Below are 12,352 nucleotides of genomic sequence, written 5' to 3'. Positions count from 1 at the left end.
ACTGGAGAAGCGCCCATGATCCGCCAGACCCGCATCGATTCGCCGCTCGGCGAGATGCTGCTGCGCGCAGAGCAAGACGCCCTCACCGGCATCTTCTTCGTCGGCCAGCGCCACTGCCCTGATATTGCCAGCAACACGCCCGACAACGGCGACGACACCCTGCTCGACGAGACCCGATCCCAGCTCGACGCCTATTTCGCCGGACGCCTAGCGCGTTTCTCGCTGCCGCTCGCCCCCTCGGGCAGCGACTTCCAGCAACGCGTCTGGCGAGCCCTCGCCGCCATTGCCTACGGCGAGCGCGCTACCTACGGCGAACTCACTCATCGGCTAGGCCTGGCCCCCGGCGCTGCCCGCGCGGTGGGTACCGCCATTGGCCGCAACCCGCTGACCATCGTGGTGCCCTGCCACCGGATAGTGGGCAGCAAGGGGGCCCTAACCGGCTACGCCGGCGGCCTGGAGCGCAAGCGCGCGCTGCGCGATCTCGAAGCCGGGCAACGTATCCGGCACAGCGTTGCTCAGACCTGATCGCCGGCATCCGGCGCTGCGCCTGCCTGCTGCGGCATCGGCTTGGCATCGGCCTGAAGAAGATCAGCCCCCATTTGACCCTTCAACGCTCCTGGCCCAAACTGCTCTTCGCGCGTCTCGCGCGCAATGCTTGACGGGGTGCCGGTGAAGCCGGCTGAGATCGCCATTGAGGCATGGCGGATCCCGCGGAACCTGATCCGGGTGATCGCTTTAGAGGGTGGCCTCTTTAGTGAGTGTACCGGCGTAGGGATCAAGCAATGGCCGGCCTTGCTCAACGCCCCTTCCGCGCCATTCCTGATTCTCGCCGCTGCCCTCCGGATCGTCGTTATACTGGAGGAGCCATGGGCTATTGCTTCACCGACCTGACCCGTGCCTGTGCGGATGAGTGGAGTGCTTATATCGAGCACGACTTCGTCCGCCAGTTGGGACAAGCCACGCTTGCCGATACCGCCTTTCGTCACTATCTCGCACAGGATTACCTGTTCCTGATCCACTTCGCTCGCGCCCAGGCCCTGGCGATCTACAAGAGCCGCTCGCTGGCCGACCTGCGCCAGGCCCACGAAGGGCTGAAGACGATCGTCGATATCGAGCTCGGCCTGCATGTGGCTTACTGCCGCGAATGGGGCATCAACGAGGGTGACTTGGCCAGGCTGCCCGAGGCCCGGGCCACGCTGGCCTACACCCGCTACGTGCTGGATACCGGCAGCCGCGGCGATCTGCTCGACCTGCATGTGGCACTGGCACCCTGCCTGATCGGCTATGGCGAGATCGCCAACTGGTTGAACGCGCAACCTTTTACCCTGCGCGGCGCGACCAACCCCTTCGATGCCTGGATCGCCATGTACGAAAGCGATGAGTTTCAGGGCGCCATGACCCGCGAGCGGGACTGGCTCGATGCGCGGCTGAGCGAAGTGACACCGCAACGCTTCAGCGAACTCGTAGTCATCTTCCGCGATGCGACCCGGCTGGAGATCGATTTCTGGCAAATGGGGCTCGATCAGCAAGACTAACCCCTTATGCCTAAACACGGGTGTCACTGGTTGTCCGGTATACGGGCGCCGTCATGAAAGGCATGGAGGAGCAGGCCGAAAAGTTCCACGCGCAGGACGGTGAACTCTACAAGAAAATCTAAATAAGGTAATCCGCTCCCACTGGCGTGCCCATTCAACAAAAACACCCCTGCCGGTTGCCCGGCGGGGGTGTTTCATTATGGCGCCAAGAACGAGCCGGCCGATCAGAAGCGGAACGTCACCCCGACGCTGGCAGCGTCGAAGGTGTAGTTCGATTGGTCCAGGTAGCGCATATAGTCGGCACCCACGGCGAGGTTGGGTGCTACATCAAGTTCGGCGCCCGCGCCATAGGAGAAATCGCTCTCGTCATCGGCGTTGAAATCTACCTCGCTGAAGCCCGCCAGGCCGTAGAGGCGGAATTCCGGGGCGATCGGCAGGGTCCCCTTGGCATACGCGCCAGCCAGATAATCGAGCTCGGCCGGGCCATCGGAGCCACCGGTACCGAGATGGGCCTCGAGACCGAAATAGTCGTTGAACGCTACGCCACCGCGCAGGCGCAGGCCGGTGCTGTCGAAGCTGCTACCTCCATCGGGGTCGAGCTCCCAGAACATGGCGTCACCGCCAAGGTAAGGGCTCGGCTGGTAGCTCAGCGGGCCGCCCTGGGCATGTGCAGAGGCCCCGACCAGCAGCAGGACAGTGGAGACGGCAGAAAGAGTGATGGTCTTCATGATAGTGAACCTCCCAATTAGGAAACAGCGTTTCCCTGCGTTTCATCATTCTGGTATAGCTTAGACGAAAGTACAAGATGCGTCGCGTCCAAGCGAGCAACGAAAAGGGCTGAGGCCACGCCGCCAAGCCGTGCAAGTCACTGCATTCTGCACTGCAACATGCTAGATTTCTTCTGCCTAGGGCCATGTCCTGGGCCCTGGCCGCAACGCCCGCACACTCGACGCCCGGAACAGGAGGCGCCATGCATGACCCGGTACTGGTAATCAACTGCGGTTCCTCGTCCATCAAGTACGCTCTGGTTCCTGCCTCTCCTGACCAGCCTCGCTTGGCCGGCAAGGCCGAACGACTGGGCAGCCAGGAGGCGCGCCTCGCCGGGGTCGACAGCGCCGGTCGTGACTTCTCGTGCCCTCTGCACGGCGCCGACCACGCCGCGGCCATGGCGGCCATCCTCGAACGCCTGGAAGGGGTGCGGCCCCTGGCGGTGGGCCACCGTATCGTCCATGGTGGCGAGCGCTTCACCCGGGCCACCCGTATCGATGCCGAGGTGCATAAGGCCATCGAGGCCACCAGTGAACTGGCGCCGTTGCATAACCCGGCCAATCTCGCCGGGCTTAATGCGACCCTGGCACTCTTCCACGATTTGCCCCAGGTGGCAGTCTTCGATACCGCCTTCCACCAGACCCTGGCACCTCGGGCCTATCGCTATGCACTGCCGGAGAAGCTCTATCGCCAACACGGCATCCGTCGCTACGGCTTCCATGGCAGCAGCCACGCCTATGTCAGCGCCCGGCTCGATGCCCTCAGCAAGCATCACTCCGGTGGCTGGCTGATCGCCCACCTGGGCAACGGCTGCTCGACCTGTGCGGTCTGGCAGGGCGAGAGCGTGGATACCAGCATGGGGCTGACGCCCCTGGAAGGGCTGGTGATGGGCACCCGTAGCGGCGACGTGGACCCCGGCCTGCACGCTCACCTGGGTCGTCAGTTGGGCTGGTCATTGAAGCGCATCGATACCCTGCTCAACAAGGAGAGCGGCCTGCTGGGGCTCTCAGGCCTCTCCAACGACATGCGCCGTCTCGAACAGGCGGCCGCCGAGCATCATGCGGGCGCCGAACTGGCCATCGAGGTGTTCTGCTACCGCGTGGCCAAGTCGCTGGCGGCCCTCTCCTGCGCGCTGCCCCGCCTGGATGGCATCGCCTTTACCGGCGGTATCGGCGAGCATGCCAGCGCCGTGCGCGCGCGGATAGTCGAGCATCTGCCGCACTTCGGCCTGCGCCTTTCCGCCAAGGCCAATGGCGCCACCTCGAACGGAGACGAGCGCCGCATCGACCAGGACGTAGGCCCCGAGCTGTGGGTCATCCCCACCGACGAGGAGCAGCGCATCGCCGAGGAAACCCGTCAGCTGCTGCAGGAGAGCCATCATGACGCCCGTTGATCAACGCCCCGAGCCTCGCACCCTATTGTTGGTGCCTACCGATAGCGGCGTGGGCCTGACCTCGGCCTGTCTCGGGTTGATACGCGCCCTGGATACCCTCGGGCTCAAGGCCGGCTTTCTCAAGCCGTTCCGACAGAACGAGCTCAATGGCGACGGGCCGGATCGTTCCTGCGCCCTGGTCTCCAGCACCCTGGGCCTGTCGCCTCCCGAGCCGCTCTCCCAGGCACGCCTGGAGCGCCTGCTGCGCGAGGAGCACAGTGATGAGCTGATGGAAGAGGCCGTAGAGCGTCATGCCCAGGTTGCTACCCCGCAGGCGGACGAAGCTCCCGAGCTAGTGGTGGTCGAGGGGCTCGCGCCCAGCTCGCACAGCAGCTACGCCACCCAGCTCAATGTCCAACTGGCACATGCCCTCAATGCGCGCATCATTCTGGTGGCCGATGGTGACTTGAACGACCCTCAGGACCTGGCGGAGCAGCTGGACATGCATGCTCAGGCCTTCGATGGCGTGGAATCACCGCGTACCCTGGGCTGTATCCTGATGCGGCTGCGTCTGCTGCCGGATGACGATACCGCCATGCCGCTGACCGCTGCCGGGCTCAGCGCCTGGCGTGACGAGGAGCTGGTTGCCAGCCTGCGCCGCCACCTGCCGACCCTGGGCGGCGAGCGCTTCCAGCTGATCGGCGCGGCGCCCTGGCATGCGTCCCTCTCGGCACCGCGGGTACTGGATGTCGCCCGAGCCCTGGAGGCACGCTTCCTGCACGAGGGCGAGGCTGCCAGCCGCCGCGTGCTGGGTACCAGCCTGTGCGCGCGCAGCGCCTCCCATGCCCTGCACGTATTCCGCCCCGGCCGTCTGCTGGTCACTCCCGGCGACCGCGACGACATCCTGCTCGCCGCGGCGCTTGCGACCATGAACGGCGTGCCCCTGGCAGGCATCCTGCTGACCCACGATGAGTTGCCCAATGACGCCATGGTCGAGATCTGCCGGCCGGCACTGCGCAGTGGACTGCCGGTGATGGCGGTGGATACCGACAGCTTCACTACCGCCCGGCGTCTCGATCACATGCCCAACGACATTCCCATCGACGACCCGGAGCGGGCCGAGCAGGTGACCCGCTTCGTCGCCGATCACCTCGATCTGTCATGGCTCAAGGAGAACCTCAGCCGCGGCTACCCGAGTCGGCTATCCCCTGCCGCCTTCCGCCACCAGTTGGTAAAGATGGCCCAGCAGGCCAGCAAGCGTATCGTGCTGCCCGAGGGCAGCGAACCGCGCACCGTGGAAGCCGCCGTGATATGCCAGCGGCGCGGCATCGCACGCTGTGTGCTGCTGGCCAAGCGCGAGGAGGTCGAAGACGTCGCCCGCCAGCGCGGCATCGAATTGCCCGAGGACCTCGAGATCCTCGACCCGGAGGGCATTCGCCGAGACTATGTGAAACCCATGGTCGAACGCCGTCCCGACCGGCTCAATGAGCTAACGGCCGCCTCTCAGCTACAGGACAACGTGGTACTCGGCACCATGATGCTGGCCGAGGACGAGGTCGACGGCCTCGTCTCCGGGGCGATCCATACCACCGCCAATACCTTGCGCCCGGCGTTCCAGCTGATCCGCACGGCGCCGGACTATCGCCTGGCATCATCGATCTTCTTCATGTTGCTGCCCGAGCAGGTGGTGGTCTATGGCGACTGCGCCGTGAATCCCGACCCGGATGCCGAGGCCCTGGCCGAGATCGCCATCCAGAGCGCCCGCTCCTCCGTGACCTTCGGCATCGAGCCGCGGGTAGCCATGATCAGCTACTCCACCGGCGAATCGGGCAGCGGCGCCGATGTAGAGAAGGTTCGCCAGGCGACGCGTATCGCCCGGGAACGCGAGCCCTCGCTATGCATCGATGGCCCGTTGCAGTACGACGCCGCCGCCATCGAGAGTGTGGGCCGTCAGAAAGCCCCAGACTCGCCGGTGGCGGGTCGTGCCACCGTGTTCATCTTCCCCGACCTCAATACCGGCAATACCACCTACAAGGCGGTACAGCGCAGCGCCGGGGTGGTCAGCGTCGGCCCCATGCTGCAGGGGCTCAACAAGCCGGTGAACGACCTCTCGCGCGGCGCTCTGGTCGACGACATCGTCTACACCATCGCCCTGACCGCCATTCAGGCCGCCCAACCACACTAAGCGGTGAGTCCAGGGTTGATCCTGTGGCTGGCCCGACAGAGGGAATCGGAATATCCTCGGGGGACAGACGGCCTGAATGCAGCAGGCCCGAAACATCTACACGGAGAACGAAATGGCCGGCTTGCTTCCCGATGTCGACCCCGATGGGCTGCTCGAGTACTCGGTGGTCTACACCGATCGCTCACTGAACCACATGTCGAAGAGCTTCCAGGGCGTGATGCGCGACATCTCCTCCACCCTGAAGGAGGTGTACAATGCCCACTCGACGGTAATCGTCCCCGGCAGCGGTACCTTCGGCATGGAAGCCGTGGCACGCCAGTTCGCCAAGGATCGTCGCTGCCTGGTGATCCGCAACGGCTGGTTCAGCTATCGCTGGAGCCAGATACTGGAGATGGGCAAGATCCCCGCCGAGGTCAGTGTGCTCAAGGCGCGTCGCCTCGACGAGGATGACCCGACCTCACCCTTCGCCCCGCCTGCCATCGAGGACGTGGTCGCGTCGATCCATGACCAGCAGCCTGATATCGTCTTCGCTCCCCACGTGGAAACCGCCTCGGGCATGCTGCTGCCGGACGACTACCTGCGCCAGATCGCCGATGCCATCCACGAACTGGGTGGGCTTTTCGTGCTCGACTGCATTGCCTCCGGCACGCTGTGGGTCGACATGCAGGATGTCGGAGTCGATGTGCTGATCAGTGCCCCGCAGAAGGGCTGGAGCGCCAGCCCCTGCTGCGGCATGGTCATGCTCTCGCCCGCGGCCCGGGAGATCATCGAGGAGACCACCAGCACCAGCTTCGCCTGCGATCTGAAGAAGTGGCTGTCAATCATGGAAGCCTACGAGGCTGGTGGCCACGCCTATCACGCCACCCTGCCCACCGACGGCCTGCGTCGGCTGCGCGACGTGATGCGCGAGACCCGGCAGTATGGCTTAAACAAGGTGCGTGACGAGCAGTGGGAAGTGGGGCGACGCGTGCGCGAGATGCTCGCCAAGCACGGCTTTGCCAGCGTCGCGGCCCCGGGCTTCGAAGCCCCCGGCGTAGTGGTCTGCTACACCGATGACGAGGCCATTGTCAGCAAGTTCCTGGCCGCCGGGGTCCAGGTGGCCGCCGGGGTGCCCTTGATGTGTGACGAAGGCAACGACTATCGCGCCTTCCGCATCGGCTTGTTCGGCCTCGACAAGCTTCACCACCCGCAGCGCACCGTCGAGAGTCTGGAGACGGCCCTGGTGAAGGTACAGGGCCGCGACTCAGACTAAACGTGCCGCGCGCCTTATTCCGGCGCGGACAGCTTGCCTCAACGGACGCGGGGCGGCCGGATGGCCGCCCCGCTGTCGTATGCCCGATCGACGCGGCTCAGTAGCCACCCACGCCACGGGGCATGAAGCCGAGGTTGTTCTCCACCTCGGTCACGCCGTCGATGTTCTCCGCCGCGACCTGCACAGCCTGGCGCTGTTCCTTGCTGTCTACCAGGCCCCAGAGCTGCACCTTGCCATCGGCGACGATGATGTTGAGCCGGTCGACCATCACCCCGGTGTTCTCGTCCACCTCCTTGAGGATGGCGTCGCGGATCGCCCGATCGTCGGTACCACCGGCCGACTGGCGGCCCACCGACAAACCGCGCAGCAGGTTGGAGCGGCTAACGATACCTACCAGCTTGCCATCCCGCACCACCGGCACCCGCTTGATATGGCGCTTCTCCAGTAATGAGGCGATGCGGTGCAGCGGCTCGTCCTCGCTGACGGTGAGCGGGTGCGGCGTCATGATCTCGCTGGCCTTGCGGCCATGGCTCTTTACGTAGTCCACGGCATTGCCGCCCCCACTGAGCAGCTTTAGCCACCAGGACCTGTGCTGGTCGGTGTCGTTCTCGATCCGGCGCATCAGATCCCCCTCGCTGACAATGCCGAGCACCTTGTCGTCGGCATCTACCACCGGCACGGCACTGATGCCGTGCTCGAGCAGCAGGCTGGCGATCTCGCCGACGTCACTGTCGGGGGTGACGGTGATCACGTTGGGGGTCATGACATCTGCGGCTTGCATGGACACGGTCTCCGGATGATGAGCGAGCAGTAAATGGGTGTTAGGTACTTTTACAACTTACAACCTAGCAATCCTTTTCCCGACCTGCCTTGATCGGGGACAGGTTTCGGCCGCCCGCGTCATGGCGGTGCGTCCTGCGCGGCGAACTCACCGTCGGTGATGACCTCGTCGACCTCCTCGAGCCCGGCGAAGCGCGCCGGGCGGATCACCCCCCACTTGCTCGCGTCCACCACCAGCAGGCGATGCGCGGCCGTGGCGATCGCCGCCTGCTTGGGGGCCACCTCGTGGAAGTGGAAGCAGCTCAGGCCCTTCTTGCGGTGAACCCCCGCCGCGGAGAGGAAGGCCTTGTTGATGCCTAGCCGACCGATGGCATCGCCCATGGCTTCGCTGGCGAAGGAGCGCGAGGAGCCATGGTAAACCCCGCCCAGCAGGATCAGGCGCACCCCCGGCAACACACTCACCGCATTGGCCACGTTCAGCGCATAGGTCACCACCGTCAGCGAATAATCGCCCGGCAAGCCGGCGGCCAGTGGCATCAGCGTCGTGCCGCAGTCGATGAACAGGGTGTCGCCGGGCGCAATGCGGCGCGCCGCCCGCTCGCAGAGCCGGTGCTTGGGCTCGGCATGGCGATCCTGCTGGGCCGCCAGGTCGTAGACCGGCGCATAACGGGGGTCGTCGCTGCGGACCAGGTGGCCACCCATCAGCTTGAGGCTGCCCTCCCCGGCGGCCAGATCGCGGCGAATGGTCATCTCCGAGACACCGCACAGGTCCGCGGCATCCCGCAGGCGCAGGCTCCCGCCTCGAGCCAGGGCGTCACTCAGCCGGGCGAGGCGCCGAGCAGCGCGTTCGTTCATGTCCGGTAACACTCCCAACCGGGTGACAAGGAAAAATGGTTAGAAAAATAACACTTGATGCGATAAATTTCACCTGGCCTTTCTCCACATGCCTGTCACCTCAGGCCACCCAGTCAGATAGGTGCCCCCCATGACCCTCTTCATGAGCCTGGTAGGGATAGTGACTCTCGTGACCATCGCCCTCCTCTTCTCCACAGAGCGCCGCGCTATCCGCATGAGAACCGTGGTCGGCGCCTTCGCCATCCAGGCCGGCATCGGGGCCTTCGTGCTCTATGTACCTGTCGGCCAGGTGGTGCTCAAGACCGTGTCCGATGGCGTCAGCCAGGTGGTGCTCTATGCCAACGACGGTATCGACTTCCTGTTCGGTGGCCTGGCCAATGTCGACAGCGTCGGCTTCGTATTCGCCATCCGGGTGCTGCCGGTGATCATCTTCTTCTCTTCGTTGACGGCGGTGCTCTACTACCTGGGCATCATGCAGTGGGTGATTCGCCTCCTCGGCGGGGCCCTGCAGAAGACGCTGGGCACCTCGCGCACCGAGTCGCTTTCCGCCACCGCTAACATCTTCGTCGGCCAGACCGAAGCACCGCTGGTGGTGCGTCCCTTCATTGCCCGCATGACCCCATCGCAGCTGTTCGCGGTGATGTGTGGTGGGCTGGCCTCGGTGGCCGGTTCGGTACTGGCCGGCTACGCCGCGCTGGGCATCCCCATGGAGTACCTGGTGGCCGCCTCCTTCATGGCCGCCCCCGGCGGGCTGCTGTTCGCCAAGCTGATCATGCCCGAGACCCGAGAGCCCGAGGACAGCGTCTCGAAGGTCGAGGAGGAGCTGGAGGAGCACGAGGACAAGCCCAGCAACGTGCTGGACGCCGCTGCGGCAGGAGCCACCTCGGGGCTCAAGCTGGCCGCCAACGTCGGCGCCATGCTGCTTGCCTTCATCGGCCTGATCGCCCTGCTCAATGGCATGCTGGGCGGGCTGGGCGGCTGGTTCGGCATCGAGTCGCTGAGCCTGGAGTGGATCCTCGGCTGGCTGTTCTCGCCGCTGGCCTTCCTGCTCGGCGTGCCCTGGCAGGAAGCAACGCTAGCCGGCTCCTTCATCGGCCAAAAGCTGGTGGTCAACGAGTTCGTGGCCTATATCAACCTGGCCCCCTATCTGGATGGCGAGCAGGTGGTCGCCGCTACCGGCAAGGCACTGTCGGCGCACACCGCGGCGATCCTCTCCTTCGCCTTGTGCGGCTTCGCCAACCTCTCCTCCATCGCCATCCTGCTCGGCGGCCTGGGCAGCATCGCGCCGAACCGCCGCCACGAAATCGCCCGCTTTGGCCTCAAAGCGGTGCTGGCTGGCACCCTCTCCAACCTGATGTCAGCCACCCTCGCCGGCTTCTTCCTCGCCCTGGGTGGCTGAAACATGGCGATCGACACACCCGCCGAGACGCCAGACAGGTACCGCGTCCCTGCGCGGCGCCGTCTCCTCGTTTATAGGACGCTACCATGACCGAACTGCAGCAGGCCGCGCGCCAGGCCCTGGCACTGATGGACCTCACCAGCCTCAACGACGACGACAGCGACGCGACCATCGAGGCACTCTGCCAGCAGGCGAAGACGCCCGCCGGCACGCCGGCGGCGGTATGCATCTATCCGGCCTTCGTGGTCACCGCACGGCGAGCCCTCAAGGCGCATGGCCTCGAGGGCATCGTCAAGGTGGCCACGGTCACCAACTTCCCGCATGGCGGCGACGACATCATGGCCGCCGCCCGCGAGACCCGCGCCGCCGCGGCCTGCGGTGCCGACGAGGTGGACGTGGTCTTCCCCTGGCGCGCCCTGCTGGCCGGCGACGAGACGACCGGTCATGAACTGGTGGCGGCCTGCAGGCAGGCCGCCGGCGATGCGCTGCTCAAGGTGATCCTGGAGACCGGCGAACTCAAGGACCCGGCGCTGATTCGCCGCGCCAGCGAATTGGCCCTCGCCGGCGGCGCCGACTTCCTCAAGACCTCGACCGGCAAGGTGGCCATCAATGCCACCCTGGAAGCGACCGAGCTACTGCTGCTCGCCGTGCGTGACAGCGGTCGCGACGTAGGCGTCAAGGTCGCCGGCGGCGTGCGTACCGTCGAGGAAGCCCTGGCCTATCTGCAACTCGCTGAACGCCTGATGGGCGTGGCCTGGATCACCCCGGCCCACTTTCGCTTCGGCGCATCGGGACTGCTCGGCAACCTGCTGCAAATCCTGCGCGACGACAGCGACGGCATTGCAACTTCCGAAGGCTTCTGATGACAGCGCGTACTCTCCTTCCGGAGCTGATCCGCATCAAGCGCGACGGGCGCGTGCTGGAGCGCGAGTCGATCGAGCAGCTGGTCGCCGGTATCAGTGACGGCAGCCTCTCCGATGCCCAGGTGGGTGCCCTGGCCATGGCGGTGTTTCTCAAGGGCATGAACGCCGCAGAGACGGTGACGCTGACCGAGGCGATCCGCGACTCTGGCGAGGTACTCGACTGGTCCGACCTCGACCTGCCCGGCCCCGTGCTCGACAAGCACTCCACCGGCGGCGTGGGCGATCTTGTCTCGCTGGTGCTCGGGCCCTGGATCGCCGCCTGCGGCGGGCATGTGCCGATGGTCTCCGGGCGGGGCCTGGGCCACACCGGTGGCACCCTAGACAAGCTGGAGGCGATCCCCGGCTATTCGGTGACCCCGGACACCGCCAGCTTCCGCCGCCTGGTCCGCGAGGTGGGTGTGGCGATCATCGGCCAGACCGCCGACCTCGCCCCGGCCGACCGTCGCCTCTACGCGATACGCGACGTCACCGCCACCGTGGAATCGCTGCCGTTGATCGTCAGCTCGATCCTCGGCAAGAAACTCGCCTGCGGCCTCGACGCCCTGGTGATGGACGTCAAGACCGGCAACGGCGCCTTCATGCCCACCGCCGAGGCATCCAGGGGACTGGCGCGAACCCTCGTCGAGGTGGCAAGCCAGACCGGCACACCGACCACGGCACTGGTTACCAACATGAGCCAGCCGCTGGCCCCCTGCGCCGGCAATGCGCTCGAGGTGCGCGAGGCGCTGCGCCTGCTGACCGGCGAGAAGCGCCATGGCCGCCTGCTGGAAGTGACCCGTGACCTGGCCGCCGAATTGCTGCTGGCCGGCCGACTGGCCGACTCCCGAGAGACGGCCATGGCACATCTGGATAAGACACTGGCCTCAGATGCGGTCGCCGAGCGCTTCGCGCGCATGGTGGCAGGCCTCGGCGGGCCCAGCGACCTGCTCGAACGCCCCGACCACTACCTACCCCAGGCCCCGGTGACCCGCGCGGTGCATGCCGAGCACCCGGGCCGGGTCCAGGCCATCGACACCCGCGCCCTGGGCCTGGCCGTGGTGGCCTTGGGCGGCGGCCGCCGTGCCCTCGGCGAGGCCATCGACCCCGCGGTCGGGCTATCACACATCGCCTCCCTGGACGAAACGGTGGACGCCCAGCGTCCGCTGGCGTTGATCCACGCTGCCAGCGCCGCGGATGCCGACCGAGCCGCCAGGCAAGTCAGCAAGGCCATCAAGGTAGGCGATGGCCCCGCCACGCCCCCGCCCCTGATCCATGACGTTATCCGCCGGGAAGCCCCATGACTG

At 65.9% G+C, this 12,352-nt stretch carries 12 protein-coding genes and 1 riboswitch; of the genes, 8 read left to right on the top strand and 4 right to left on the bottom strand.

Features of this window, described 5'->3' with window-relative positions; all coding sequences use genetic code 11:
- Positions 1-15 precede the first annotated feature (15 nt).
- A complete protein-coding gene (locus tag DFO68_RS12870) occupies positions 16-525 on the top strand; it encodes a methylated-DNA--[protein]-cysteine S-methyltransferase (protein WP_133484044.1) in 510 nt (169 codons plus the stop codon).
- On the opposite strand, the gene DFO68_RS15545 is transcribed toward DFO68_RS12870, so the two are convergent.
- Positions 516-692: a hypothetical protein gene (locus tag DFO68_RS15545; protein WP_166637577.1), complete on the bottom strand. Its 177-nt coding sequence runs from the start codon at positions 690-692 to the stop codon at positions 516-518. The genes DFO68_RS12870 and DFO68_RS15545 overlap by 10 nt on opposite strands.
- Positions 650-792, top strand: a riboswitch (TPP riboswitch). (Overlaps the previous gene by 43 nt.)
- Positions 793-866: 74 nt before the next feature.
- Here DFO68_RS15545 and tenA point away from each other — a divergent pair.
- The gene (tenA, locus tag DFO68_RS12865; protein ID WP_133484043.1) at positions 867-1,535 is read left to right on the top strand and encodes a thiaminase II; all 669 of its coding nucleotides are present in this window, start codon (positions 867-869) and stop codon (positions 1,533-1,535) included.
- 224 nt (positions 1,536-1,759) lie between these two features.
- On the opposite strand, the gene DFO68_RS12860 is transcribed toward tenA, so the two are convergent.
- Entirely contained in the window at positions 1,760-2,263 is a 504-nt protein-coding gene (locus DFO68_RS12860; RefSeq protein WP_133484042.1) for a porin family protein, read from the bottom strand.
- Positions 2,264-2,505: 242 nt separating this feature from the next.
- On the opposite strand from DFO68_RS12860, the gene DFO68_RS12855 reads away from it, so the two are divergent.
- The 3 genes from DFO68_RS12855 to DFO68_RS12845 all read left to right on the top strand — a co-directional run bounded on the left by DFO68_RS12855 (position 2,506) and on the right by DFO68_RS12845 (position 7,112).
- Positions 2,506-3,696 (top strand): acetate/propionate family kinase, encoded by a 1,191-nt coding sequence (locus DFO68_RS12855; protein WP_133484041.1) that lies wholly within the window; start codon positions 2,506-2,508, stop codon positions 3,694-3,696.
- Positions 3,683-5,860, top strand: coding sequence for a phosphate acetyltransferase (pta, locus tag DFO68_RS12850; RefSeq protein WP_133484040.1), 2,178 nt, complete (start codon positions 3,683-3,685; stop codon positions 5,858-5,860). Before DFO68_RS12855 ends, pta begins: the two co-directional genes overlap by 14 nt.
- A gap of 112 nt (positions 5,861-5,972) precedes the next feature.
- Positions 5,973-7,112, top strand: a complete 1,140-nt coding sequence (locus DFO68_RS12845; protein WP_133484062.1) for an aminotransferase class V-fold PLP-dependent enzyme — start codon at positions 5,973-5,975, stop codon at positions 7,110-7,112.
- A 97-nt stretch (positions 7,113-7,209) separates the two neighbouring features.
- On the opposite strand, the gene DFO68_RS12840 is transcribed toward DFO68_RS12845, so the two are convergent.
- Together DFO68_RS12840 and DFO68_RS12835 are read right to left on the bottom strand one after the other, a co-directional pair.
- Entirely contained in the window at positions 7,210-7,893 is a 684-nt protein-coding gene (locus DFO68_RS12840) for a CBS domain-containing protein (RefSeq protein ID WP_133484039.1), read from the bottom strand.
- Between the two features lie 119 nt (positions 7,894-8,012).
- Positions 8,013-8,747, bottom strand: coding sequence for a DeoR/GlpR family DNA-binding transcription regulator (locus tag DFO68_RS12835; protein ID WP_133484038.1), 735 nt, complete (start codon positions 8,745-8,747; stop codon positions 8,013-8,015).
- Positions 8,748-8,877: 130 nt separating this feature from the next.
- Between DFO68_RS12835 and DFO68_RS12830 the strand changes: the two genes are divergently transcribed.
- From DFO68_RS12830 to deoA, 3 genes are all read left to right on the top strand, one after another.
- Entirely contained in the window at positions 8,878-10,146 is a 1,269-nt protein-coding gene (locus tag DFO68_RS12830) for a NupC/NupG family nucleoside CNT transporter (protein ID WP_133484037.1), read from the top strand.
- An 86-nt stretch (positions 10,147-10,232) separates the two neighbouring features.
- Positions 10,233-11,009: a deoxyribose-phosphate aldolase gene (gene deoC, locus DFO68_RS12825; protein WP_133484036.1), complete on the top strand. Its 777-nt coding sequence runs from the start codon at positions 10,233-10,235 to the stop codon at positions 11,007-11,009.
- Positions 11,009-12,349, top strand: a complete 1,341-nt coding sequence (deoA, locus tag DFO68_RS12820; RefSeq protein ID WP_133484035.1) for a thymidine phosphorylase — start codon at positions 11,009-11,011, stop codon at positions 12,347-12,349. The genes deoC and deoA overlap by 1 nt, the downstream gene beginning before the upstream one ends.
- Positions 12,350-12,352: the final 3 nt, after the last annotated feature.

Origin of the sequence: Halomonas ventosae (assembly GCF_004361885.1) — a bacterium.
Lineage (GTDB): Bacteria > Pseudomonadota > Gammaproteobacteria > Pseudomonadales > Halomonadaceae > Halomonas > Halomonas ventosae_C.
The sequence above is the reverse complement of the archived record's forward strand: the minus strand, read 5'-3'. Positions and strand labels throughout refer to the sequence as shown.